Genomic DNA, 24,504 nt, shown 5'->3' with positions numbered 1-24,504 from the left:
CCCATTCCCGTTCAAAGCCCCCTGTGTGCGGGCTTGCCCCGCGATTGCCGTTGCCTGATCGGGCGCAATCGCGGGGCAAGCCCGCTCCCACAGGGGGGCGTCGCTACACCACTGCGGGGTGGCTTTTACTCCACTTTAGCCTTTTGTACGTCGTCGGATGCCGACCAGACGCGATAGCGCACCTCGATGCCTTCCGGCACGTACAGCACCACCGGCAGCTTGCTGTTGTAGCGCAGCATGAAACCTTCGCCGACCACCGGCACGAAGGCCTCGGTCTTCTTGCCATCCGGGCAGGCCATCAGGGTGCTCATGGGCCCGGCGACCTTCTCCAGGCGGTAGTAGCTGTAGCCCCAGCCTTCGAGGTTGTGCTCTTCGAGCTTGCCGCCCAGACGCTGCTTGTTGCAGTCGACCGGGAGGGTCTTGCCGGCGAGGATCTCCAGCTGGTGGGCCGACTCGTCGGTTTGTGCCGGCAGGTGGATGACCTGCCGGGTGAAGCCTTTTTCCGCCTCGGGGTAGGGCGCGACATCCTTGAGCCCGGCAGCCATCGCAGGTGCTACGCAGGCCATGGTCAGGGAAAGGATCGCGGTCAATGGGAATGGGCGCATGAGGCCTCCTTGCTGATTAAAGACAAACGCAAAGCCGCGCCAGATCCCGGCAGGCCCTCACTGGGCCAGCCAACCGCCATCGACGTTCCAGGCGGCACCACGGACCTGGCTGCCGGCTTCGCTGCACAGGAACAATACCAGCTCTCCGAGGTGCTGAGGTGTTACAAATGCCACGGAAGGCTGCTTTTCGGCCAACAGATCGTGTTGCGCCTGCTGTGGGTCAATGCCTGAGGCGGCGCGGTCGTCGATTTGTTTCTGCACCAGCGGCGTGAGCACCCACCCTGGGCAGATGGCGTTGCAGGTGATGTTGCTGGTGGCGGTTTCCAGGCCCACGACCTTGGTCAACCCCACCACCCCATGCTTGGCTGCCACATAGGCGGCCTTGCCGGTGGAGCCCACCAGGCCATGTACCGATGCGATGTTGACGATTCGCCCCCAGTTGCGCGCGCGCATGCCGGGCAGCGCCAGGCGGGTGCCGTGGAACACGGCGCTGAGGTTAAGGGCGATGATCTTGTCCCAGGTCTCGATGGGGAACTGCTCCACCGGCGCCACGTGCTGGATGCCGGCGTTATTGACCAGGATGTCGACGCCACCGAATTCGCGCTCGGCCAGGGCGAACAGCGCCTCGATCTGGGCTACATCGGACAGGTCGGCCGGGTGATGAATGACCGGCACGCCCAGCCGGGCGATTTCGGCCAGTGCCGGTGCCGGGTCGCCGAAGCCGTTCAACACGATATTCGCACCTGCGCCAGCCAGCACCTGGGCTATCCCCAGGCCGATACCGCTGGTGGAACCTGTGACCAGTGCGGTCTTGCCGTTGAGTGTCATGCCAGTCTCCTTAGACGATGCCGGTGGCGTAGAACGTGGCGATGACCACGAAAACCGCCAGGGTCTTGATCAGGGTAATACCGAAAATGTCCTTGTAGGCTTCGCGGTGGGTCAGCCCGGTGACGGCCAACAAGGTGATCACCGCACCGTTGTGCGGCAGGGTATCCATACCGCCGCTGGCCATGGCGGCCACCCGGTGCAGCACATCGAGGGGAATGTCGGCGGCGTGGGCGGCGGCGATGAAGCTCTCGCTCATGGCTGCAAGCGCAATGCTCATGCCGCCGGACGCCGAGCCGGTGATGCCTGCCAGCAGCGTGACGGTGATCGCTTCGTTGACCAGCGGGTTGGGGATGGCGCGCAGGGCGTCGGCCAGTACCAGAAAGCCTGGCAGCGAGGCGATCACCGCGCCGAAGCCATACTCCGAGGCGGTATTCATGGCCGCCAGCAGGGCGCCGCCGACCGCGCTCTTGGTGCCCTCGGCCAGGCGTTGGCGGATGGCGCCGAAGGCGCACACCAGCACCATCAGGATGCCCACCAACAAGGCGGCCTGCACCGCCCAGATGGCGGTCAGCTTGGCCACGTCGCTTTGCACCGGCGCGCTCATGCCCGGCAGTTGCAGGGTATGGCTCGCGCCGTACCACTGGGGGATCCAGTGGGTGAACAGCAGGTTCATCACGCCCACCAGCACCAGCGGCGAAAGGGCCAGCCATGGGTTGGGCAAAGCCAGGTCGTCTGCGGTTTCCGGTTCGTTGCGCAGGTCGTTGCCGTAGCCTTCGCCCGCGCGCTGGGCCTTGTTGCGCTGGCGACGCAGGTAGAGCATGCCGGCGCTGAACACGAACAGGGTGCCGATCAGCCCGAGCCAGGGCGCGGCCCAGGCGGTGGTGTTGAAGAAGGTGCTGGGGATGATGTTCTGGATCTGCGGGGTGCCAGGCAGGGAGTCCATGGTGAAGGAGAACGCGCCCAGGGCGATAGTCGCCGGGATCAGCCGCTTGGGGATGTCGCTCTGACGGAACATCTCGGCGGCGAACGGGTACACCGCGAACACCACCACGAACAGCGACACGCCGCCGTAAGTGAGCAAGGCGCATACCAACACGATCACTAGCATGGCCTGGCGGGTGCCGAGCAGGCCAATGGCCGCAGCGACGATCGAGCGCGAGAAGCCCGACAGCTCGATGAGCTTGCCGAACACGGCGCCGAGCAGGAACACGGGAAAATACAGTTTGATGAAGCCGACCATCTTCTCCATGAACACGCCGGTGAAGGCAGGCGCCACGGCGGCGGGGTCGGTGAGCAGGACGGCGCCGAGGGCGGCGATGGGGGCGAAGAGGATCACGCTGTAGCCACGGTAGGCGGCCAGCATCAGCAGTGCTAGGGCAGCGAGGGCGATGAGCACGGTCATCGGGGTGTCTCCACGTCTTGTTTTTATGATGGACCGGGAGATAGCGGGAATCGTGCCAAAAACCTAACTAGCTGATTTCAATAGGATTTAATTGCTAAAAAGTGCTTCTGGTCTCTCCTTTGAGACCGAGTCGCCTGCATCGCGGGGGCCCCGCCCGCTCCCACAGACGAGGTCCTGCTGTAGCGGAGCCCTTGTAGGAGCGGCCTTGTGCCGCGATCGAGGGCGTAGCCCTCGCGCTGTCTACAAACATAGACTCAACTCTCAAGCTATGGACGAAATACCCAGCGCAGCCATCTTCTTGTACAACGTCGAACGCCCCAACCCCAGCATCTTCGCGGCTTGTGGCACATTCCCCGCGCTCTCGTCCAACGCATCGACAATCAATTTGCGCTCGAACGCCTCGCACGCCTCCCGATACCCCTGGCGAGCCACTGCGGTCGATGCCACCGGGCTCACCGGCCCTAGCGCCGCCAGGACATCCTCCATGCCCAAGCGCGCCTGGTCCGCCAGCAAGGTCGCCCGTTCCAGCACATTGCGCAACTCACGGATATTCCCCGGCCAGGCATGCTGGGCCAGCAGCGCCTGAGCCTCGGGTTCGAGCTCGTACTGGCTGCCCAGCTCGGCCAGGATTGCCTCGCACAGCGCCGGCAGATCGCCCAGGCGTTCGCGCAGGGGCGGTACTTCGATGGGCAGCACGTTGAGCCGGTAATACAGGTCGGCGCGAAACGTGCCGATGGCCATGGCCGCCTGCAGGTCGATCGACGTGGCTGCAATGACGCGTACGTCGCTGCGCAGCATCTGGTTGGAGCCGACCGGCTCGTATTCCTTCTCCTGCAATACCCGCAGCAGCTTGCTTTGCAGTGCCAGGGGCATGTCGCCGATCTCGTCGAGGAACAGGGTCCCCCCTTCGGCCAGTTGCAGCTTGCCGCTGCGCCCCTTGCGGTCGGCACCGGTGAATGCGCCTGGCGCCGTGCCGAAGAACTCGGCTTCCAGCAAGGTCTCCGGAATGGCTGCGCTGTTGATGCTGACGAATGCCTTATGCGCCCGTGGCGAGGCGGCATGGATCGCGTGGGCCAGCAGTTCCTTGCCAGTACCGGTCTCGCCCAGCAGCAGAACCGGGGAATCGCTACCCGCGCCGCGGCGTGCCCGGCGCTTGGCCTCGAGGCTGGCGGCACTGGTGCCGACGAACTGGGCGAAGCTGTACTTGGCCTGGCGTGCCTTCAATTGCGAACGTGTCGAAGCCAGTTCCTGCTGCATGCTCGAATAGCGCTTGAGCAAGGGCGAGAGGCTGCGCAGCTCATCGAACAGGGCGAAGCCGATGGCGCCGATCAGCTCGCCGCGCTCATCGTGGATTGGCAGGCGCATCACCACCAACGGCTCGTTGGGCGTGTCGAGCATGTCCAGCAGGATCGGCCGCCCGTTGCTGACCACCTCGCGCATCAGGCTACCGGGGATCACCGCCTCGCAGGGCTGGCCGATGGCGCTGGCCGCGTCGGCCAGGCCAAAGCGTCGGGCGTAGCGCTCGTTCATCCACACGATGCGCGCCTGGCGGTCGACGATCACCGTGCCCTCGCTGGATTGCTCGATGATCTCGAACAACGAGCGGATCGCCCGTTGGCGAACCTTGGGATAGTCCTTGAGGCTGTCGCTTTGATGCATGGGGCCGGGCCTTTGGAATGCGGTGGCAAGGATTATGGCTATAAGTGCCGCCCTTGTGGGCGGCTATGCCCGTGGGTCGAATGCCTCGCGCAGGGCATCGCCGATGAACACCAGCAGCGAGAGAATCAGCGCTAAGGCAAAGAATGCCGTGAAGCCCAGCCAGGGTGCCTCCAGGTGCTGCTTGCCCTGGGTCACCAGTTCGCCCAGCGAGGCACTGCCCGCCGGCATGCCGAAGCCGAGAAAATCCAGGGCCGTCAGGGTGGTGATGGCCCCGGTGAGCATGAAGGGCACGTAGGTCAGAGTGGCGTTCATAGCATTGGGCAAAATGTGCCGCAGCATCACCTGCCCATCCGGCAAGCCCAGGGCCCGCGCGGCTTTCACGTACTCCAGGTTGCGCCCACGGAGGAACTCGGCGCGCACCACGTCCACCAGGGTCAGCCAGGAGAACAACGCCATGATTCCCAGCAACCACCAGAAATCCGGTTCGACGAAACCGCTGAGGATGATCAGTAGATAGAGCACCGGCAACCCTGACCAGACCTCCAGCAAACGCTGGCCGAGCAGGTCCACCCAACCGCCGTGGTAGCCCTGCAGCGCCCCCGCGGTGACGCCGATCAGCACGCTGACCAGCGTCAAGGCGAAGGCGAACAGCAGCGACACTCGCGTGCCGTACAACACGCGCGCCAGCACGTCACGGCCCTGGTCATCGGTGCCCAGCCAGTTGTTGGCACTCGGCGGGCTGGGCGTGGGCACCTGCAGGTCGTAGTTGGGCGTGTCGGCGCTGAACGGTATCGGCGCGAACAGCATCCAGCCACCCTGGCTTTCGATCAGTTGGCGTACGTAGGCGCTGCGGTAGTCCGGCTGGAAGGGCAATTGGCCGCCGAACTGCTGCTCGGTATAGCGTTTGAGGGCCGGGGTGTAGAGCTCGCCCTTGTAGGAGAGCAGCAGCGGCTTGTCGTTGGCCACCAACTCCGCACCCAGGCTCAGCAGCAGGATGCCGGCGAACAGCCACAACGAGACCCAACCCAGACGGTTGCGCCGGAAGCACCGTAAGCGCCGACGGGCGATGGGGGAGAACATCAATGCCCCCTCGCGTCGAAATCGATGCGTGGGTCGAGCAGGGTATAGCCGAGGTCGCCCGCCAAGCGGATCAACAGCCCGGCCAAGGTGAAGATGAATAGAGTGCCGAACACCACCGGGTAGTCTCGCGACACGGCGGCTTCATAGCTCATGCGGCCCAGGCCGTCGAGGGAGAAGATCACTTCGATCAGCAGCGAGCCTGCGAAGAACACCGTGATCAGCGCCTGGGGCAGCCCGGCCAGCACCAGCAGCATGGCGTTGCGCAGCACATGACCGTACAGTACCCGCCGCTCGCTCAGGCCCTTGGCCCGGGCGGTGACCACGTACTGGCGGGAAATCTCGTCGAGGAAGGCGTTCTTGGTCAGCAGCGTCAGGGTGGCGAAGCCGCCGATCACCAGGGCCCCGACCGGCAGCACCAGGTGCCAGAAATAGTCGGCGACCTTGCCCAGCACGCTGAGCTGGTCGAAATCCTCCGAGACCAGCCCACGCACCGGGAACCAGTTCAGCGACGTGCCCCCGGCGAACAGCACGATCAACAACAGGGCGAACAGGAACGAGGGCAGGGCGTAACCGACGACGATCAAGGCGCTGCTCCAGGCATCGAAACGGCTGCCATGGCGCACGGCCTTGCGTATGCCCAGGGGGATCGACACCAGGTAGGTGATCAGCGTGGCCCAGAAACCCAGCGACAGGGTCACCGGCAGTTTCTCCAGGATCAGGTCGGTGACTTTGGCCCCGCGGAAGAAGCTTTGGCCAAAGTCCAGCCGGGCATATTGGCCAAGCATCAGCCATAGGCGCTCGGGGGCGGATTTGTCGAAGCCATACTGGCGCTTGATCTCTTCGATCAGCTTAGGGTCCAACCCCCGGCTCGCGCGGGACTCGCCCTGCACCGTCTCGGCCCGCGCGCCCGGCGCGCCACCGCCGATGCCCTGCAGGCGCGCTACGGCCTGTTCCACCGGCCCGCCCGGGGCGGCCTGGACGATGGCGAAGTTGACCAGCAGGATCGCCAGCAATGTGGGGATGATCAGCAGCAGGCGGCGCAGGATGTAGGCGGTCATGGGGTGGCCTTCAGGCGTTCGGCCATTTGCGCGTTGGTCAGCGGCGTCGGGCTGATTTCCCACCAGGTGTCCAACCCCTCGTCATAGGCTGCCTGTACCTTGGGCAGGCCGAAGCGGTTCCACCAGACCGTGGAGCTGCCCGGTGGGTAGTAGTTGGGGATCCAGTAGTAGTTCCATTGCAACACTCGGTCCAGGGCATGGGCGTGGTGCAGCATGTCAGCCTGGGTTTTGGCGCGCACCAGGCCGTCGAGCAAGGTGTCTACGGCCGGATCGCGCAGTACCATGAGGTTGTTCGAACCGGGGTCTTTGGCGGCGGCCGAGCCGAAATAGTTGTACAGCTCGGCACCGGGCGAGAGGGTCACCGGGTAGCCGGTGACGATCATGTCGTAGTCACGGGCCATCAGGCGGTTGACGTACTGGGCCGAGTCGACGTTGCGAATGTTCAGGGTGATGCCGATCTGCGCCAGGTTGCGCTTCCACGGCAACAGCAGGCGCTCCAGGCCCGACTGGCCATTGAGGAAGGTGAAGCTCAGGGGCTCGCCCATGGCATTCACCAGGCGGTCCTCGTGTGGCCGCCAGCCGGCCGCTTGCAGCAAGGCCAGGGCCTGCAACTGCTGGGGGCGGATGATGCCCGAGCCATCGGTCACCGGCGCCTGGAAGACCTGGGTGAAGACTTCGTCCGGCACCCGGCCGCGCAGCGGCTCGAGCAGCTTCAGCTCGGCGGCATCCGGCAAACGGCGCGCGGCCAGCGGGGTATTGGAAAACACGCTCTGCTGGCGGATGTACAGGTTGCGCATCATCTGCCGGTTGCTCCACTCGAAGTCCCAGAGCATCGCCAGGGCCTGGCGCACGCGGCGGTCCTGGAACACAGGCCGCTCCAGGTTGAAGACGAAGCCCTGGGCGGTCTGCGGCTTGGCCGGGCCCAGGTGCGCCCGTTGCAGACGGCCGTCATCCAGGGCGTCGCCGTTATAGCCGAGGGTGAACGCAGTGGCGGAGAATTCACGGTTGTAGTCGTAGCCACCGCCACGCAGGACCTGGCGGGCGACCTCGGTATCGCCGAAGTACTCGATGCGGATGCGCTCGAAATTGTAGCGGCCACGGCTGGCAGGCAGGTCCCGGGCCCACCAGGTGGGGTCGCGCTCGAAAGTGATGCTGCGGCCGTTGTCGATCCGCCCGATGCGATAGGGGCCACTGCCCACCGGTTTGTCGAAGCCTGCGCCATTGGCGAAGTCGCGCTGGCGCCAGTCATGTTCGGGCAGCACCGGCAGGCTGGCCAGGTCCAGGGGGAGGGTGCGGCCGTGGGGTTGCCTGAAGTCGAAGCGCACCGTGCGCGGGCCCTCGACCACCACCCCGGTGACATCGGCGAACTGGGTGCGGTAGCGCAGGCTGCCCTTGCTCATCAGCAGCTCGAAGGTAAAGCGCACGTCTTCGGCGCGCACCGGCTTGCCATCGGCGAAGCGCGCGCGCGGGTCGATTTCCAGACGCAGCCAGGCATCGTCGCGGCCACGCTCCATGCGTCGGGCGATCAAGCCATAGACGGTATAGGGCTCGTCGAACGAGCGCACCGCCAGCGGAGCATAGAGCCAACCATCGACTTCGCTGACGCCGATGCCCTTGTCGATGTATGGCAAGAGGTGGTCGAACTGGCCGATCTCCAGGGCCGAGCGACGCAGGATGCCGCCCTTGGGGGCATTCGGGTTGACGTAGTCGAAATGGCTGAAGGTGGCGGAGTAGCGGGGCGCTTCACCATAGACGGTGAGGGCGTGGGTAGGCGCGGCGTGGCTCGTCGAGGGCAGGCCGAGCGCCCAAACGATGCACCACGCTATCGCGCGACGCATGCCCCTGTGGGAGCGGGCTTGCCTCGCGATAGCGAAAGAGGCGGCAATGGTGTCGCCCCTGCTGGCGCTATCGCGGGGCAAGCCCGCTCCCACAGAGCGGAGGCGGGCGGGCAGGGCCAAGTCAGGCTCAGTCCTGGCGGCTGGTCACTTCCAACAGGTGGTAGCCGAACTGGGTCTTGACCGGGCCTTGCACGGTGTTGACCGGGGCGCTGAACACCACGGTGTCGAACTCCTTGACCATCTGGCCCGGGCCGAACGAGCCCAGATCGCCGCCCTGGCGGCTGGACGGGCAAGTGGAGTTGGCCTTGGCGACTTCGGCGAAGTCGGCGCCGGCTTCGATCTGCGCCTTGAGTTCGTTGCACTTCTCTTCGGTGCTGACCAGGATGTGGCGGGCAGTGGCACGTGCCATGGGAAGGTACTCCTTGGGTGAAAAACGCAAGCCTAGCGCACTTGTCCGGGGTATGTCTCGCCAGGCTTGCCCTTGCTTCACAAACGCTCGGCCGCGCGCCGCAGCAATGCTTCGGTGGCGTCCCAGCCCAGGCAGCCGTCGGTGATCGACACGCCGTATTGCAACGGGCCCTTGCCCAGCGCCTGGCAGCCGTCGAACAAATGGCCCTCGAGCATCATGCCGATGATCGAGCGATCGCCTTGCAGGCGTTGCTCAAGCACGTCCTCGAACACGGCCGGTTGGCGGGCCGGGTCCTTGCCGCTGTTGGCGTGGCTGCAATCGACCATGATGCGAGCGGTCAAGCCGGCCTTGGCCAGCCCCTGGCGGGCCTGGGCGATGCTGGCGGCATCGTAGTTGGGGCCGTGGTGCCCGCCCCGCAGGACCAGGTGGGTATCGGCGTTGCCCAGGGTCTCGATGATCGCCGGGTGGCCTTGGGCATCCATGCCGAAATGGCGGTGCGGGTGGGCGGCGCTGCGCATGGCGTCGCAGGCGATGCCGACGCCACCGTCGGTGCCGTTCTTGAAGCCCACCGGGAGTTCCAGGCCACTGACCATCTCGCGGTGGATCTGCGACTCGGTGGTACGTGCGCCAATGGCGGCCCAGCCCAGCAGGTCGTCGAAGTAGCCGGCGGCCATCGGTTGCAACAGCTCGGTGGCGACCGGCAGGCCACGCTCGATCATGCCCAGCATCAGCCCGCGGGACAGGGCGATACCGCCGTGCATGTCGTCGCTGCCGTCCAGGTGCGGGTCGTAGGCCAGGCCTTTCCAGCCTACCGTGGTGCGCGGCTTCTCGACGTAGGCACGCATCACCAGCAGCAGCTTGTCGTCCACTTCGCGGCTGAGGGCCGCCAGGCGGTCGGCGTATTCGAGCGCCGAGCGTGGATCGTGCAGCGAGCATGGGCCGACCACCACCAGCAGGCGTGGGTCGAGGCCTTCGAGAATGGCGCGTATGGCGTGACGATGGTGCTGGACTTGCTGGGCGAGGGCGCTGCCCAGTGGCATTTGCTGCTTGAGCAGATGAGGGCTTGGCAGGCGTTGGCTGACGGCGGTGTTGGCAGCCTGGGGCTGGGTCAGGGGCAGTGCGAGGTTCGACGAGTGCATGGCGTGTTTCCCTGGGCGGACGGCGGGTTCAGGCCCGCGCGGTCGGCCCTATCGAGGTGTTCGACAGATATTCGGTGTGGTACTGCGTACGGCGTTGCCACCCAGGAGCGACCGAACGGAGGCGGCAGGCTGGCCCGAACGGGATTGGCTAAATCGCCAGGTGTAGGTGTCTGCGTAGTGATAAGTGATGTAGTTCATGAATCTGTCCTCAACGTGAATCGGTGTTTTTCGAAAGCCTGGAAAAGCAAAACCCCCGGGGCGGGGAGCCGACCGGGGGTTTGAGTATTCTCGTGTTCGGCGGCCCCTCGAAGGTGGGCGCCGTGTGGGTATCAGCGGCGCCTAGTGGCTAAACCAATACCCAAAATAGAAGCTGGCAACGGCCTGGCAGCGAGCAACGGCCAGCACAGGGCGCGCGGTGCGACCGGTGTGGTTGGCGTGGTTGCGGATGCTGTGGGTCATGTTGCTCTCCAGTGAATGAGCCCGAGCTTACTGCACCTTTACCGTGGCGTTCAATGGATAAATGCTATCGGCGCGATCATTGCTGGCTTCGACGACCCTGAACGTCAGGTGCGGCGCCCAGGCGGAGCGTTTCCCCTTTACATATTGCACGGCAGACAGCGTGAAGTTGCCGACGGGAAGCGGTCCATTGAGCTGGACCGACCAATTGCCATGGCGGTCCACGACGGTTTCACCCAACGACATTTCCGGCTGGTTGCGCTTGTGTACCGCGATATGGGCACCCGGTAATGCCGTGCCGGAAACCCAAGGGTGCGTACTGGTTTGTTCACCGGCACGAGGCGAGGCTATTACCGGTGGCGCCAATTGTGCCGTTACCTGGAAGAAGTGGCTTGCGGTCCATGATGATCGCTGGTCGGCCAAGTGTTGGCGCACGCCGATGCCGAACTTGCCTTCAGGCAGCGGCTTGCTGGGCAACGCTGCCCATTTGCCATAGCCATCGGCTGTCGTGGTGGCGAGTATGTCATGGGGGGCATAGGCACGCGCGATAGTCACCGTGGCGCCGGGGAGCGCCTGGCCCGATAGGATCGGATATTGCCCGGTAGGTTGGTTGATTGCCGGCGTTTCAATGAGTGGCGGGGTCAAGTTGGCCTTTTCGATACCGAAGCTGATGTTCGGGCCCCAACTCGATACTCGGCCATCGAGCACTTGCTGTGTCGAGACCGAATACCTGCCTGTGGGCAGCACCTTTTCCGACAGCACTTGCCATTTTCCGCGCGCATCGACGCGCGTTGTCGCGAGGATGTTGCCAGGGTTGTGGCTCTGGGCTATGCGGACTTGCGCACCCGGGATCCCGGTTCCGGAGAACAGCGGGTACTGGGTAGCAGTGCTCCCTGCTCCTGGTGTTTGCAAGGCAGCGACCGCGACGCCGGTACACGCTGGAAGCGCATCGTTGCCCAGGGCTACGGCAAGGGTCGCATCGCTGCCGGTGGAGCAGACGTTCACGCGCAGACCTGCCTGGGCATCGTGCAGTGTCTGGCCTGCCTTGAATTGAGGCTGGTTGCCGACGGTATCCGCCACGTTGGCGTTGACCAGTATCGATTTCACGCTGCTTCTTACGTTCGAATAGCGTACCCATACACCGCTGTTTGCTGGGCTGGCGACATCCTTGCGGTATTCGAAGGAGATGAAGCGTTTGTCGTGGGGACTTTGGAATACGTATAGCTGTGGGCCGGCGCTGCCGAGATTGGCCAGGCTGTAAAGCCCCGTCGCCGTCAACAGGCCGTATTCGGATGGGGCGAGCCACCCGGCGAATGCGCGAGTAATGCCAGGGTAGTGCGTGGCGCCGCCACCGGTAGGATCGCCTGGGTCCTTCGTGGGCTTGACCGCGCACCCTTCGGGCACTTTCAGACCGGCCATCGACAGGGGGCAATTGATGTACATGTCTGGATGGTGAGTGCCAAGGTTATGGCCATACTCGTGACGCCAGACATGGGCGCTACCGCCTTGGCCGAACAGGGATATCGTTCGGCCCGAGACGGTAGCCACCGCGCCGCCTTGGCATTTTGCTGCCACGAACAGGTAATCGTAGTCGTCGCTGAGGTTGGCCTTGACTGCCGCGTCGCGACCACGCGCCTGCAAGTCACCATGGTTGCAGTTCCCGGCCGGCCGCGGGCCGAAGTCAGCAATGAGCATTTTCCTGCCATTGGCGGTTTCCACCGGGTCAAGCTGCAATCGCCCATAGGAGCTGGCGAGCGTCCAACTGCGAAGGGATTCCTTGTTTGCGCCGAACACCTGGTTCCATTGCACATCGGGATCGGTGGTGCTGCCATCGGCCCATTTACCGATGACCAATAACACGCGTTGCTTGCCCGTTACCGGGACGGACGGGGTAAGTGGTAATGCGTTGTCGCCCAGTGCACCGCTGGTGGTTGCACCTGGCGGCAACGTCTGGGCGATTGGGCTGGATGTGATCGAAAGCATGGCAAGCATGCCGATGGTGACTGCTGGTAGCTTCATGGCTGACCCTCCGTTGGTTTGCGCCAACGGTAGGGCCAGGCATCGGGACGGTCGCCTAGCGGACCTGATAGCTCTGGTGGATCACAGGGTATCCATCCATGCGTGTTTCAGCACCGCGTTACAACGGGTATTGCTTGAGTTCACGCGCAATCAGCATGCGCTGGATCTCGCTCGACCCCTCGTAGATCTGCGTGATGCGCGCGTCACGGTAATAGCGCTCCACCGGGTAGTCCTCCAGATAGCCATAGCCACCATGCACCTGGATCGCCATCGAGCACACCCGTTCGGCCATCTCCGAGGCGAACAGCTTGGCCTGTGACGCTTCGGACAGGCACGGCTTGCCGGCGCTGCGCAGGCGTGCGGCGTGGAGGATCAATAGGCGTGCGGCATTGACCTGCACCTGCATGTCGGCCAGCAGATTGGCGATGCTCTGGTGTTCATTGATCGGCTTGCCGAACTGCACGCGGTCGCGGGAATAGGCCAATGCCGCCTCGAACGCGGCGCGGGCGATACCCAGGGCCTGGGCGGCGATGCCGATACGCCCGCCTTCGAGGTTGGACAGGGCGATGGCCAGGCCCTTGCCCCGTTCGCCCAGCAGGTTGGCGGCCGGGATGCGGCAGTTGTCCAGGGTCACCGCGCAGGTGTCGGAGGCACGGATACCCATCTTGTGCTCGCTGCGGTCGACCTTGAAACCGGGGTTGTCGGTGGGCACCAGGAAGGCCGAGAGGCCTTTCTTGCCCAGCTCCGGGTCGGTCACCGCGAAGACGATGGCCAGCCCTGCGCGGCGGGCGTTGCTGACGAACTGCTTGGCGCCGTTGATCACCCAGTGGCCATCCACCAGCTCGGCGCGGGTGCGCAGGTTGTGGGCCTCGGAGCCGGCCTGGGGTTCGGTCAGGCAGAAGCAGCCGATCACCTCGCCGCTGGCCAGGCGCGGCAGCCAGGCCTGTTGCTGCTCAGGCGTGCCGTAGGCCAGCAGCGGGCCGCAGCCGACCGAGTTGTGGATGCTCATCAAGGCACCGGTGGCGCCGTCACCGGCGGCGATTTCCTCGACCGCCAGGGCATAGGCCACATAGTCGGTGTAGCTGCCGCCGAAGTCCTCCGGCACGACCATGCCGAGCAGGCCCAGCTCGCCCATCTTGCGCACCATGCCGTCGTCGATCCAGGCGGCTTTTTCCCACGCCTGGGCGTTGGGTGCGATCTCGCCACGGGCGAAGTCCCGGGCCATGTCGCGGATCATGATCTGCTCTTCGCTCAGTTCCAGGTCTTGCATCTGTGTACTCCCCGGCTCACAGGCCTTCGAAGAATTGGTCCACGCGCTGGCGGTCGAGGCCGGCGAGGGTTGGCGGGTTCCAGCGTGGCTGTTTGTCCTTGTCGATGATCAGGGCGCGCACGCCCTCGATGATGTCGCCGTACTCGAACCATTGGCGGTCCAGGTGCAGCTCCATGGCGAAGCAGTCCTCCAGGCTCATCTGGCGGCCACGGCGCAGCATTTCCAATGTAACCGCCATGGCCAGGGGCGAGCGGCTTTCCAGCTGGTCGGCGGTGGCCAGGGCCCATGGGTGGCTGTCGCCGATGCTCACGGCGCGCAATTGTTCGATGATGCTGGGCAGGTCGGGCAGGGCGAAGAAGTGGTCGATCACCGGGCGCAGCTTGGCCAAGGGGGCATCGTCCAGCACTTGGGTGCCGAGCTTGGCCAACAGGCCTTGCAGGTCCTTGAGCGGGTGGTCGCCGAAGTTCAGGCGGTCGAGGCCAGCGTCCAGGGCGGCGAGTTTGTCGCTCTCCAGGTACCAGTCGGCCAGGCCGCAATACAGTGCATCGGCGGCCTGGATCTGTGTGCCGCTGACGCCCAGGTAGGTGCCCAGCTCACCGGGAACGCGCGACAGGAAGTAGCTGCCGCCGACATCCGGGAAGTAGCCGATGGCCACTTCCGGCATGCCCAGGCGACTGCGCTCGGTGACCACCCGCAGGTCGGCGCCCTGGGCCAGGCCCATGCCACCCCCGAGGGTGAAGCCGTCCATCAGGACCATCACCGGTTTGCGGTAGTGATGGATGTACAGGTCCAGGGCGTACTCTTCGACGAAGAAATCCCGGTGCAGGCTCGTGCCGGCCTTGAAGCTGTCGTGCAGCGACCGGATGTCACCGCCGGCGCAGAAGCCCTTGGGGCCTTCGCCACGCAGGACCACCGCGTATACCTGCGGGTCTTTGGCCCACTGGTCGAGGTGACATTGCAGGCTGCGCACCATGTCGAGGGTCAGGGCATTGAGGCCGGCGGGGCGGTTGAGGGTCAGGTGGCCGATATGGTTGCGGATTTCGGCCAGCACGTGGGCCTCGGAATGAGCGTGCGCGTTCATCGCGGTCTCCCTGCTTTGTTATTGATTTTCCAAGTGAAGTTTGGCGTGCGCTGGAGGATCGCAGGATCCTGGCATGCGAATATGCCCTGCACAATCGACAAATCTGCAGTGCCTGTCTGCATTTTTGCATGGCGTACCCCCAGGCTCGTCCTACCACTTTAGCGCGTAGGAGGCGTTTATCGGGTTCACGCAACTCGGTAGCGCGCAGGACATGAGGTGGACCCTGCGCCTGCCCCGAGTCGATTTGCCGCTTGAAGGCAGCGCCGTGCGCCTCTAGCATTCCCGCTTTCTGTGGCCGCTGCGCGGCCCATCGTGGGGCAAGTCCGCTTCTACACCCCTGTAGGAGCGGGCTTGTCCCGCGATGGCCTGCAGAGCAGGCCCAACAGCATCACGCTCTCACCCGAGGATTAGCCACACATGCCGTTCCAGCAAGGTCTGCTTGCCACACCCGTTCCCGCCCATGCCCGCCACCTGTTCTTCGCCGTGCAGTCGGCCGAGGCGCTGCCTGCGGCACTCGATGCCTTGTTGCCCCAGGTCGATGGGCAGAGCCTGATCCTCTGTGTCGGCGCGCCCCTGGTCAAGGCCCTGGGCCGCGAGGTTCCGGGCCTGCGCGCCTTCCCTCAGCTGGATGCAGCGGTCGAGAACCCCAGCACCCAGCACGCCCTGTGGCTGTGGCTGCGCGGCGAGCAACGGGGCGACCTGTTCCTGCGCGCCCAGGCCCTGGAGCAGGCGCTGGCCCCGGCACTGCGCCTGGTGGACAGCGTCGATGGCTTCCTGCATCGCGGCGGCCATGACCTGAGCGGCTACGAAGACGGTACCGAGAACCCGGTAGAAGCAGCGGCCGTAGAGGCTGCCATCGTCGCCGGTGACCAGGCCGGCCTGGCCGGCTCCAGTTTCGCCGCCTTCCAGTTGTGGAAGCACGACCTGAACTACTTCAAGTCGCTGCCCCAGCAAGAGCAGGACAACATCATCGGCCGCCGCCTGAGCGACAACGAAGAGCTGGACGACGCCCCCGCATCGGCCCACGTCAAGCGTACCGCCCAGGAAAGCTTCGCCCCGGAGGCATTCGTGGTGCGTCGCTCCGTGGCCTGGGCCGACGAGCGTGGCGCGGGCCTGGCGTTCGTGGCCCTGGGCCATTCGCTGGACGCCTTCGAGGTGCAGCTGCGGCGCATGAGCGGCCTGGAAGACGGCATCATCGATGGCCTGTACCGCTTCAGCCGCCCGCTGACCGGTGGCTACTACTGGTGCCCGCCCATGGGCCAGGCCGGTGTCGACCTGAGCCTGTTGTTGCAGGCTTGACCTTCGAGCGCCGCCGGCCACGCGCCGGCGGCTGCCTGCCTCACCATCCATCGGCTAACCCACGCCACCCTTCAAACCCGCGCTCGACCCTGTCCTCTACCGTTGTGCAACCGACGGAACTTTTCCCAGAACAGAGGAGGACACCCCATGAAAGTTTCCGAAATCATGAGCCGTGACGTCCAGGTCGTGAGCCCCGGCACCAGCCTGCGCGAGGCCGCCCAGCTGATGCGTGAGCAGGATATCGGCTCGCTGGTGGTCGGCGACAACGACCGGATGATTGGTGTCATCACTGACCGCGACATCGTCATCCGCGGTGTGGCTGACGGCCGCTCGCTGGACAGCGCCGTGCAATCGCTGATGAGCGACAAGGTCTGCTACTGCTTCGACAACGATGACGTGGAAACCGTGGCGGCGAACATGGCCGACATCGAGAAGCGCCGCCTGCCGGTGGTCGATAGCGAGAAGCGCTTGGTCGGCATCGTTTCGCTGGGCAACCTGGCCAGCGCGCGGCAGAACCACGTCTGTGGCGAAGTGCTCCAGGGCGTGGCCAAGGCCCATTGAGCGCAAAGCTTGCGCGCCAAATAAACCGTGGCCGCTTATTTAATGCCACCGGTCCGGCGGGTACCGGAATAAAGCGAATCCCGTTTTATCGCCGTACTCCCAAGCTATGTACGGCAGCTGCCGTGCATCCCGAAGCCACACGAGGTAACAGACCATGGCCAACAAAGAAAACAGCAGGACCGGCAGCCAGGGTGGATCGAAGAACCCAGGCAATTTCGCCAACGACCGCGAGAAGGCCTCCGAAGCCGGCCGCAAAGGCGGGCAGCACTCCGGTGGTGGCCGTTCCAGCGAGTCGAGCCGCAAGGGCGGCCGCTCGTAAGTGAGGCAACGCAGTGCCAGGCTCCCTGGCACTGCGATCACTTTCGCAAGGAGGATATCCCATGCGCATGGCCCCATTGATCTGCCTGCTCGGCAGCCTGTCGCTGCTGGGCGGCTGTTTCGACCGTGACGACGACCACCCGGCGAAGGACGCCGACCCCAGCAAACCCTCGCTGCAGATGCAAAAGCCCGACGCGCCGGCCACAGCGCCTGCCCCCGATTCGCAACCGGTGCCGTCCGAAGACAACTGATCGCGCAAGGAGTGAGGCATGACGGTCATGACCCGCAAGGCCGCCCCCGTGGCGCCGGCCTTGGCCGCGAACGACAGCCTGGAGCGACGCTACCAGGCCCTGCTGCAAGGCCGCTGCGAAGACAGCGCCCTATGGCTCGCCGAACAACTGGACCGGGCTGACACGCTGCCCGATGACCTGCCCACCTCACCCGCGCAACTGGACGATTGGTCCGCGCGGCATGCCGCCAAGGTCGCCCGTGACCACGCGGTCTACCTGCAGGCGCGGCGCAAAGGGGCGCCGCGCCGCTATTTCGCCAACCGCGCCCAGGCCCTGTGGTTCCTGCAGCAGGTGGCACCGACCAAGGCGGTGGATGGCGCTTGGCTGCAGGGCTTGTTGCCCCAATGGCCCGACCCGCGCTACCACGGGCTGATCCGCACCTACCTGGAAGAACTGGGCGATGGCGACCCGCGCTGCAACCATGTGCTGATCTACCAGCGACTGCTCAGCCGCCTGGGCTGCCTGGAACCCTTGCCCCTGGCGCCGGAGCGCTACCTGCAAGGGGCCGTGCAGCTGGCCCTTGGGCAGAACACCGAGGCGTTCCTGCCCGAGGTGATCGGTTACAACCTGGGCTACGAGCAACCGCCGCTGCACCTGCTGATCACCACCTATGAGCTGGCCGAACTGGGCATCGATGGCCACTACTTCCAGCTGCATGTGACCATCGACAACGCCGCCAGCGGCCATGCTCACAAGGCCATCCAGGCGCTGCGCCAGCTTTGGCCGGCAGAGGATGGCGAAGGGTTCTACCAGCGGGTACGGCGCGGCTACCGGCTAAACGACCTGGGCACCGACACCCCCAGCCTGATCGCCAGCTTCGACCTCGAGGGCGAACTGCTCGCGGCCTTGGAGCGCAAGCGTGCCTTCGGCCAGATGATGCATTCGGACCACTGCCGCCTGCAGGGGCGCACCATCAACGACTGGTTGTCCGAGACGGACGCCTTGCCGGGCTTTCTCACGGCCCTGCAGGACCAGGGCTGGGTGCGCCGGGGCCAAGACCCGGCGCGCAGCCGCCTGTGGAAGCTGATCGAGGGCCCGGCCGCCGCCATGTTCGGCGTGTTCAGCGCCTATGAGAAGCAGCTTTGGCACGACTGGATCGCCGATGGCTGGGAGGCGCCCCGGCAACCGCGGGTGGCGCCTGGTAGCTGGCAACTGGATGTCGAGCTGGACCACATAGACGGTGAGCGCGCACCGTTGCCGGTGCTGATCGAACGTATGGCTGGCAACGGCCACGCTCTACCGGAAGGCCTGCGCGCAACCCGCGCCTATATCCAGGCCACCGGGCTTGCCCAGGAGGAACCCCGCTGATGCTGCTCGACGAAGAACAGATCCAGGCCGATGAGGCCCTGCTGCAACTGGGCCGGCGCCTGCACGCCGATGGTTATCGTTTCACCTGCGTGACGCCGGCGACCCATGCCCGCAACAACGCCCGCGAGGGTACCGACCGGGCGCGTACGCTGCGCGATGTGTTCGGCTGGAGCCGGCCGTTCGCACCTTCGCTGATCTCGGCCGACGAGCTTGCGCAACTGGCCGCGGCGCAGGTGCTGGTCGAAGAGGGCGAGCTGCTGCGCAGCACGGTGCGCTGGTCGAGCCTGGACGACCTGTTGCTGGTGCATTCGGCGTTCCCCACCGATGCCAGCGACGCCGTGTTCTTCGGCCCGGACAGCTACCGTTTCGCCCAGGTGATCCATGACCACCTGCAGCGCAGCCCCAACCGTGTCCAGCATGCCGTGGACATCGGGTGCGGCAGCGGTGTCGGCGCACTGCTGATTGCCCGTGCCGCCCAGCATGCCCAGGTCAGTGCGGTGGACATCAACCCGCTGGCCTTGCGCTACACCGCCATCAACGCCGCCCTGGCCGGGGTGGGCAATCTATCGGTGGAGCCGAGCGATCTGCTCGATGGCATCACCGGTACCTTCGACCTGATCGTCGCCAACCCGCCGTACATGCTCGATGCCAGCGAGCGGGTCTACCGTCATGGAGGTGGAGCGCTGGGTGCCGAACTGTCCTTGCGCATCGTCGAGCAGGCGCGTGAACGCCTCAGTCCAGGCGGCTCGCTGCTGTTGTACACGGGCGTCGCGATCGTCGAGGGCCGGGACGCGCTGCTCGAGGCCATTCGCCTGCGCCTGGCCGGGCCGCAGTGGAGCTGGGTGTACCGCGAAGTGGACCCGGACGTGTTCGGCGAACAGCTGCTCGAGCCGGGCTATGAGCGGGTCGAGCGCATCGCTGCGGTGGCGTTGACCGTCACCCGTAACGCGTGACGGCCATGTACCGGCCCTGCACCTTCGGCATCGAGGAAGAATACTTGCTGGTGGACGTTGCCAGCGGGCGGGTGTTGGCCACGCCTTCCCTGGGGGTGGCCCGGCGTTGCCGGGAGATCATGGGCCCGTATTTCGCCGAGGAGATGTTTCGCAGCCAGATCGAAGTCGCTTCGCCGGTGTTCGGCAACCTGCACGAGGCGCGCCAGTTCCTGGCAGGCAGCCGCCAGCGCCTGGGCGAAGCCCTGGCCCAGGAAGGCGTCGGCCTGTATTGCGCCGCCAGCCACCCCAGCGCCCAATGGCTACGCCAACGGGCCAGGACCACGCCGCACTACCGCCAGGTGTTCGACGACTACCAGCATGTGGCCCGGCGCAGCCTGTTGTCCGGCTTGCATGTCCATGTCGGTGTACCGCCGGGGTGCGATCGCATCCAGTTGATCAACCAAGTGCTGTACTGGCTGCCGTTGTTCCTGCTGTTGAGCACCTCGTCGCCGTTCTGGGGCGGGCACTGCACCGGCTACATGAGCTACCGGCGGGTGATCTGTGCCGAATGGCCGCACATGGAACTGCCTGAGCCCTTGGCCGACTGGGGGGCCTACGAGCGTTACCGGGCATTGCTGGAGCGTACAGGGGCGCTGGCCAAGGAGGGCGACTTCTGGTGGGCGATCCGCCCGTCCCGACGCTACCCGACCGTGGAACTGCGCATCTGCGATGCCTGCCCGCGCTTGGAGGACGTGCTGTGCATCGCCGGGCTGTTCCGCCACCTGGTGGAAAGCTGCCTGGCCCAGCGCCATGCCCCGGACCCGATCACCCGGGAGATGCGCTGGATCACCCAGGAGAACTACTGGCGTGCCAAGCGCCATGGTCGACATGGGCATTACATCGGTGTTCACGAACAGGCGCCGGTCACCGCCGAAGGCTGGCTGGCGCAGCTGCAGGGCCGATACCCGGCCACCACGGTGGATGCCGAACGCGCCTTCATCCAGGCCCAGCGCATCCTGCGCGAGGGCACCAGCGCCGACCACCAGCTCGACTGCCTGGCGCAGGCCCGCGGCGCCGGGCTCGACGCGCGCCAGGCGTTGCGCGCGGTGGTCGACCAGGTGCTGGCCCAAGGGCGCGGCAGCGAGCCGTTGCCTGCCCTGGCCCAAGGGCTAGCCTGAACCCATTCGTATTCGAGGAGGTACCCGCCATGGGCGACTTGATGATCTACTTCTGGATAGCGGTTGCGGCAATCATTCTGTTGCTGGACCTATGGGCCATCGTCAGTGTGTTCCGCAGTGAAAAACGTGACAGCACCAAGATTCTCTGGGCCTTGCTGCTGGTGATCTTCCCGGTGGTCGGGCTGGTCATCTGGGGCCTGTTCGGCCCCCGGGGCATCAAGCCCGGCACCGGGCCTACATCGCCGGAGCACAGCAAGGGTTGAGTCGATCCCCACCGCGGGATCATGCCTCCTTGATGATCGAGATCTTGCCGTTGCGCTCCACGATCGCATAGCGGATCTGCTCCACCGTCTCGACCCCCTGGCTGTCGCGCGCCGACTCGAGGATATCGTCCTCGGTCAGGCGCGCCTTGCGCATGCGCCCATGCAGGAATCGCCCGTGCTCCACCACCAGGGTTGCGTGGCCGTCCAGCACTCGGGCCAGTCGCCGGGATTTCAGTTTGGCCAGCGACAGCCCCACGTCCAGCACGATCAGCGTGGCGATCACCAGCATGGCGTTGATGAACGAGAAGTCCTCGCCCAGCAAGGCTTGCTGGGTCGCTTCGCCGATGATCATCAGCAGCACGAAGTCGAAGGTGGTCAGATCGCCCAGCGAGCGTCGGCCAGCGATGCGGAACAACAGCATCAGGGCGAGGTACATGGCAGCGGCGCGAAGGATCGAATCCATGTCGGCTCCTAAGGGTAGACGAAGCTGGAAAAACGCACTGCGCTGTTCGGGCCTGCACGTACCACGCCTTCGAGCGGGCCGGGCGCATCGGCTCGCAGTGTCAGGTAGAGCGTGGCCTGGCCATCGCCGCCGGTGCCCAGCTGCAGCTGCAAGGCCCGGCCCTGGGACAGCGACGCCAGCGGCTGGGGCTGCATCGTCTCGATGCTGGCCTCGCTGAACAGCGAGCCGCCGAGCATCACCGTCACCGGCCCATTGCCGCTGCCACGCACGCTGATGCGCATGCTGTCCATGGCGCCGGCGCGGTTGAAGCGCTGGTACTCGACCTGGATCCGGCCGTCGGCGCTGGTCACCTCGCTACGGCTGAGCGGGCCATTGCCGAACAGCCCTGCCAAGGCCAGCAATACCAGCAGCACGAGCATGTACCAGCCCACCCGCTCGAAACGCCAGACCCGGCGTTGCATGGGCATGTCTTCCTGCACCGGCTGGTTTCGCGACAGCTGTTCATCGTCGGTCATGGGTAGCGTTCCCTCAGGCCCGCTCGCCACGCAGCCAGCGCTCGTGGTAGTGACGCAGGCGGGTCAGTCCGTACAGCGCGGCCTGGCGCAATACCTCGGCGCGATCGCCGAAGAAACGCTGGCTGCGGGTGAAGACCGCGATCGGCTCGCCATCGAAGGCCCAGGCGAAGCACAAGGTGCCCGGGGCGACGCCGTCGGTGCCGTCCGGGCCGGCCACGCCGGTGGTGGCGATGGCCACATTGGCGGTGCTGTCCTTGAGCGCGCCGAGGGCCATCTCCCAGGCGACTGCTTCGCTGGTCAGCCCATAGCGCTCGATGGTCGCCGAGCTGACCCCCAGCAAGCGCTGCTTGGCCTTGGGCGAGTACACCACGTAGCCGCTCTCCAGCGTCTCGCCAAGCCCTGGGTGCTCGGCCAGCAGGGCGACCATGCGCCCGGCGGTGCAGGACTCGGCCGTGGTCAGGACCAAGTCATGGGCTTTGAGGTAGTCCAGGACATCCTGGATGGGATCGTCTTGCATTGGGTGCGCCTCGTTCGGGCCTTTTGCGATGGACGCCCGGCCAAGGCCAATGGTTCAGCCGGTCTTCACCGACCACCCGTCGGCAAGCCCGGCGGGCCGGACAAACCTTCGTTTGCCAGGCGGTCTCGAACGCTTAGGTGCCCCTCGTGGGCCGAGCCGTTCGTAGAAATGCCAAGTCAAGGAGGCACGCCATGCCCAACAAACCCCGTGACCAGTTCAGCATGCAGAACCCGCTGACCCAATACCCGCACCCGCCGTTTCCCGACCAGACCCAGGCGCCACCGGGCCTCGATGCGAACATGCAGCCCAAGCCCGACCATGGCGAAGACAGCTACAAGGGCTTTGGCCGCCTGGCCGGGCGCAAGGCGCTGATCACCGGCGCCGACTCGGGAATAGGCCGCGCCGTGGCCATTGCCTTCGCCCGTGAGGGGGCCGACATCGCGCTCAACTACATGCCGATGGAGCAGGCCGATGCCCGTGAAGTGATCAAGTTGATCGAGGCCGAAGGGCGCCAGGCGATCGCCATTCCCGGGGACCTGAAGGACGAAGTGTTCTGCAAGGAGCTGGTCGACCAGGCCCATGAGCAACTCGGCGGCCTGGATATCCTGGTCAACGTGGCCGGCAAGCAAGAGGCGCGCAAGGACATCGGCCAGATCAGCCACGAGCAGTTCGACCATACCCTCAAGACCAACGTCTATGCGCTATTCTGGCTGTGCCAGGCGGCCGTGCCGCTGATGCCGGCCGGTGCGACCATTATCAACACCGCGTCCATCCAGTCCTACCAGCCTTCGGCGACGCTGCTCGACTACGCCACCACCAAGGCCGCCATCGTCGCCTTCACCAAGGCCCTGGCCAAGCAGGTGGTCGAGCGCGGCATCCGGGTCAACGCCGTGGCCCCCGGGCCGATCTGGACGGTGCTGCAGCCCAGCGGTGGCCAGCCGCCGGAAAAGATTCCCGAATTCGGTTCCCAGTCGCCGATGAAGCGCCCCGGGCAACCGGCCGAGTGTGCGCCGCTGTATGTGTTGCTGGCCTCCCAGGAGTCGAGCTACATCACCGGCGAGGTGTTCGGTGTCACCGGTGGCAACCCGCTGCCCTAGGGCAGCGGGGCCTTCAATGTACGAATGCTAGGAGCAAGCCATGGCCCGGGCAATCTGGAAAGGCGCGATCAGTTTCGGTCTGGTGCACATCCCCGTGAGCCTCAACACGGCCGTGCGCACCGAGCGTGTGGATTTCGACTGGCTCGACAAGCGCAGCATGGAGCCGGTGGGCTACAAGCGGGTGAACAAGGTCACCGGCAAGGAAATCGACAAGGAAAACATCGTCAAGGGCGTGGAATACGAGAAAGGGCACTACGTGATCATCAGCGAGGAGGAGATCCGCAACGCCCGCCCGGAGGCGACCCAGACCATCGATATCTTCTCCTTCGTCGAGGCCACCGACATCCCCTTGCAGCATTTCGACACCCCGTACTACCTCAGCCCGGACCGGCGCGGTGGCAAGGTCTATGCGTTGCTGCGCGAGACGCTGCAGAGCACCGGCAAGGTGGCCCTGGCGACGGTGGTGTTGCATACCCGTCAGCACCTGGCGCTGCTGCGCCCGTTGGACGACGCCCTGGTGATGATCACCCTGCGCTGGCCCGAGGAAGTGCGTGGGCTCGAAACCCTGGAACTGGACAAGAGCGTGACCGACGCCAAGGTAGACAAGCGCGAGCTGGACATGGCCAAGCGCCTGGTCGAGGACATGAGCGGGCCCTGGACGCCGGAGGATTACCACGACGCCTTCCGCCAGACCATCCTCGACCTGGTCGAGGAAAAGGCCAGCAAGGGCAAGATCAGTGTGGTCGAGAAGGGCGACGGCGCCACGGAGAAAGGCGCCGATATCATCGACCTCACCGAACTGCTCAAGCGCAGCCTTGGCGGCAAGAAAGCGGCACCGCAGAAGAAGCCGACCAAACGTCCGCGCAAGGCATCGGGCGGTTAGCGCCGGCTCGGTAGGAGCGGCCTCGCGCCGCGAAAG

At 65.4% G+C, this 24,504-nt stretch carries 24 protein-coding genes and 1 pseudogene; 10 read left to right on the top strand and 15 right to left on the bottom strand.

The window, feature by feature from the left end:
• Window positions 1-125: 125 nt before the first annotated feature.
• The 12 genes from eco to K8374_RS12615 all read right to left on the bottom strand — a co-directional run bounded on the left by eco (window position 126) and on the right by K8374_RS12615 (window position 14,844).
• A complete protein-coding gene (eco, locus tag K8374_RS12670; RefSeq protein WP_224455845.1) occupies window positions 126-605 on the bottom strand; it encodes a serine protease inhibitor ecotin in 480 nt (159 codons plus the stop codon).
• Between the two features lie 57 nt (window positions 606-662).
• Window positions 663-1,433 carry a 3-hydroxybutyrate dehydrogenase gene (gene hbdH / locus K8374_RS12665; RefSeq protein WP_224455844.1) on the bottom strand — a complete coding sequence of 257 codons (771 nt, stop codon included), beginning with the start codon at window positions 1,431-1,433 and terminating at the stop codon, window positions 663-665.
• A gap of 10 nt (window positions 1,434-1,443) precedes the next feature.
• Window positions 1,444-2,835 carry a GntP family permease gene (locus K8374_RS12660; protein WP_224455843.1) on the bottom strand — a complete coding sequence of 464 codons (1,392 nt, stop codon included), beginning with the start codon at window positions 2,833-2,835 and terminating at the stop codon, window positions 1,444-1,446.
• A gap of 261 nt (window positions 2,836-3,096) precedes the next feature.
• Window positions 3,097-4,494 (bottom strand): sigma-54 interaction domain-containing protein, encoded by a 1,398-nt coding sequence (locus K8374_RS12655; RefSeq protein WP_224455842.1) that lies wholly within the window; start codon window positions 4,492-4,494, stop codon window positions 3,097-3,099.
• Between the two features lie 63 nt (window positions 4,495-4,557).
• Complete coding sequence (locus K8374_RS12650; protein WP_224455841.1) at window positions 4,558-5,574, bottom strand: ABC transporter permease; 1,017 nt, start codon at window positions 5,572-5,574, stop codon at window positions 4,558-4,560.
• Window positions 5,574-6,632, bottom strand: a complete 1,059-nt coding sequence (locus K8374_RS12645; RefSeq protein ID WP_224455840.1) for a microcin C ABC transporter permease YejB — start codon at window positions 6,630-6,632, stop codon at window positions 5,574-5,576. Before K8374_RS12645 ends, K8374_RS12650 begins: the two co-directional genes overlap by 1 nt.
• On the bottom strand, window positions 6,629-8,470 hold the full coding sequence (locus K8374_RS12640; RefSeq protein WP_224455839.1) for an extracellular solute-binding protein: 1,842 nt from the start codon (window positions 8,468-8,470) through the stop codon (window positions 6,629-6,631). Before K8374_RS12640 ends, K8374_RS12645 begins: the two co-directional genes overlap by 4 nt.
• Before the next feature lie 127 nt (window positions 8,471-8,597).
• Window positions 8,598-8,879: a peptidylprolyl isomerase gene (locus K8374_RS12635; protein ID WP_084857752.1), complete on the bottom strand. Its 282-nt coding sequence runs from the start codon at window positions 8,877-8,879 to the stop codon at window positions 8,598-8,600.
• A 77-nt stretch (window positions 8,880-8,956) separates the two neighbouring features.
• Complete coding sequence (locus tag K8374_RS12630; protein ID WP_224455838.1) at window positions 8,957-10,018, bottom strand: 3-deoxy-7-phosphoheptulonate synthase; 1,062 nt, start codon at window positions 10,016-10,018, stop codon at window positions 8,957-8,959.
• A 486-nt stretch (window positions 10,019-10,504) separates the two neighbouring features.
• A complete protein-coding gene (locus tag K8374_RS12625) occupies window positions 10,505-12,493 on the bottom strand; it encodes a zinc-dependent metalloprotease (RefSeq protein WP_224455837.1) in 1,989 nt (662 codons plus the stop codon).
• 118 nt (window positions 12,494-12,611) lie between these two features.
• Entirely contained in the window at window positions 12,612-13,763 is a 1,152-nt protein-coding gene (locus tag K8374_RS12620; RefSeq protein WP_224455836.1) for an acyl-CoA dehydrogenase family protein, read from the bottom strand.
• 16 nt (window positions 13,764-13,779) lie between these two features.
• Entirely contained in the window at window positions 13,780-14,844 is a 1,065-nt protein-coding gene (locus tag K8374_RS12615; protein WP_224455835.1) for an enoyl-CoA hydratase/isomerase family protein, read from the bottom strand.
• 417 nt (window positions 14,845-15,261) lie between these two features.
• On the opposite strand from K8374_RS12615, the gene K8374_RS12610 reads away from it, so the two are divergent.
• The 8 genes and pseudogenes from K8374_RS12610 to K8374_RS12575 all read left to right on the top strand — a co-directional run bounded on the left by K8374_RS12610 (window position 15,262) and on the right by K8374_RS12575 (window position 20,993).
• Window positions 15,262-16,143, top strand: a complete 882-nt coding sequence (locus K8374_RS12610) for a Dyp-type peroxidase (RefSeq protein ID WP_224455834.1) — start codon at window positions 15,262-15,264, stop codon at window positions 16,141-16,143.
• Window positions 16,144-16,290: 147 nt separating this feature from the next.
• A complete protein-coding gene (locus K8374_RS12605) occupies window positions 16,291-16,704 on the top strand; it encodes a CBS domain-containing protein (RefSeq protein WP_224455833.1) in 414 nt (137 codons plus the stop codon).
• Window positions 16,705-16,903: 199 nt separating this feature from the next.
• Window positions 16,904-17,023, top strand: a pseudogene (locus tag K8374_RS12600) (KGG domain-containing protein); the annotation flags it as partial.
• 61 nt (window positions 17,024-17,084) lie between these two features.
• Window positions 17,085-17,273 carry a hypothetical protein gene (locus tag K8374_RS12595; protein ID WP_084857767.1) on the top strand — a complete coding sequence of 63 codons (189 nt, stop codon included), beginning with the start codon at window positions 17,085-17,087 and terminating at the stop codon, window positions 17,271-17,273.
• An 18-nt stretch (window positions 17,274-17,291) separates the two neighbouring features.
• Window positions 17,292-18,620, top strand: a complete 1,329-nt coding sequence (locus K8374_RS12590; protein WP_224455832.1) for an iron-containing redox enzyme family protein — start codon at window positions 17,292-17,294, stop codon at window positions 18,618-18,620.
• On the top strand, window positions 18,620-19,573 hold the full coding sequence (locus K8374_RS12585) for a methyltransferase (RefSeq protein ID WP_224455831.1): 954 nt from the start codon (window positions 18,620-18,622) through the stop codon (window positions 19,571-19,573). The genes K8374_RS12590 and K8374_RS12585 overlap by 1 nt, the downstream gene beginning before the upstream one ends.
• A gap of 5 nt (window positions 19,574-19,578) precedes the next feature.
• The gene (locus tag K8374_RS12580) at window positions 19,579-20,730 is read left to right on the top strand and encodes a carboxylate-amine ligase (RefSeq protein ID WP_224455830.1); all 1,152 of its coding nucleotides are present in this window, start codon (window positions 19,579-19,581) and stop codon (window positions 20,728-20,730) included.
• 29 nt (window positions 20,731-20,759) lie between these two features.
• Window positions 20,760-20,993 (top strand): PLD nuclease N-terminal domain-containing protein, encoded by a 234-nt coding sequence (locus K8374_RS12575; RefSeq protein WP_224455829.1) that lies wholly within the window; start codon window positions 20,760-20,762, stop codon window positions 20,991-20,993.
• Between the two features lie 19 nt (window positions 20,994-21,012).
• Here K8374_RS12575 and K8374_RS12570 read toward each other — a convergent pair whose 3' ends face one another.
• Genes K8374_RS12570 through K8374_RS12560 form a run of 3 tightly spaced genes read right to left on the bottom strand, consistent with a single transcriptional unit; the run spans window position 21,013 to window position 22,488 of the window.
• Window positions 21,013-21,456: a DUF421 domain-containing protein gene (locus K8374_RS12570; RefSeq protein ID WP_224455828.1), complete on the bottom strand. Its 444-nt coding sequence runs from the start codon at window positions 21,454-21,456 to the stop codon at window positions 21,013-21,015.
• Window positions 21,457-21,464: 8 nt separating this feature from the next.
• A complete protein-coding gene (locus K8374_RS12565) occupies window positions 21,465-21,971 on the bottom strand; it encodes a hypothetical protein (RefSeq protein ID WP_224455827.1) in 507 nt (168 codons plus the stop codon).
• A 13-nt stretch (window positions 21,972-21,984) separates the two neighbouring features.
• A complete protein-coding gene (locus K8374_RS12560; protein ID WP_084857778.1) occupies window positions 21,985-22,488 on the bottom strand; it encodes a CinA family protein in 504 nt (167 codons plus the stop codon).
• Window positions 22,489-22,679: 191 nt separating this feature from the next.
• Here K8374_RS12560 and K8374_RS12555 point away from each other — a divergent pair, with 191 nt between their 5' ends.
• Both K8374_RS12555 and K8374_RS12550 read left to right on the top strand, forming a co-directional pair.
• Entirely contained in the window at window positions 22,680-23,585 is a 906-nt protein-coding gene (locus tag K8374_RS12555) for an SDR family oxidoreductase (RefSeq protein ID WP_224455826.1), read from the top strand.
• 40 nt (window positions 23,586-23,625) lie between these two features.
• Window positions 23,626-24,468 (top strand): Ku protein, encoded by an 843-nt coding sequence (locus K8374_RS12550; RefSeq protein ID WP_224455825.1) that lies wholly within the window; start codon window positions 23,626-23,628, stop codon window positions 24,466-24,468.
• The last annotated feature ends 36 nt before the right edge of the window (window positions 24,469-24,504 follow it).

It is taken from the genome of Pseudomonas sp. p1(2021b) (assembly GCF_020151015.1).
Taxonomy (GTDB): Bacteria; Pseudomonadota; Gammaproteobacteria; order Pseudomonadales; family Pseudomonadaceae; genus Aquipseudomonas; species Aquipseudomonas putida_K.
Note: the sequence above shows the minus strand (reverse complement) of the source record. Positions and strands in the feature narration are given on the sequence as shown.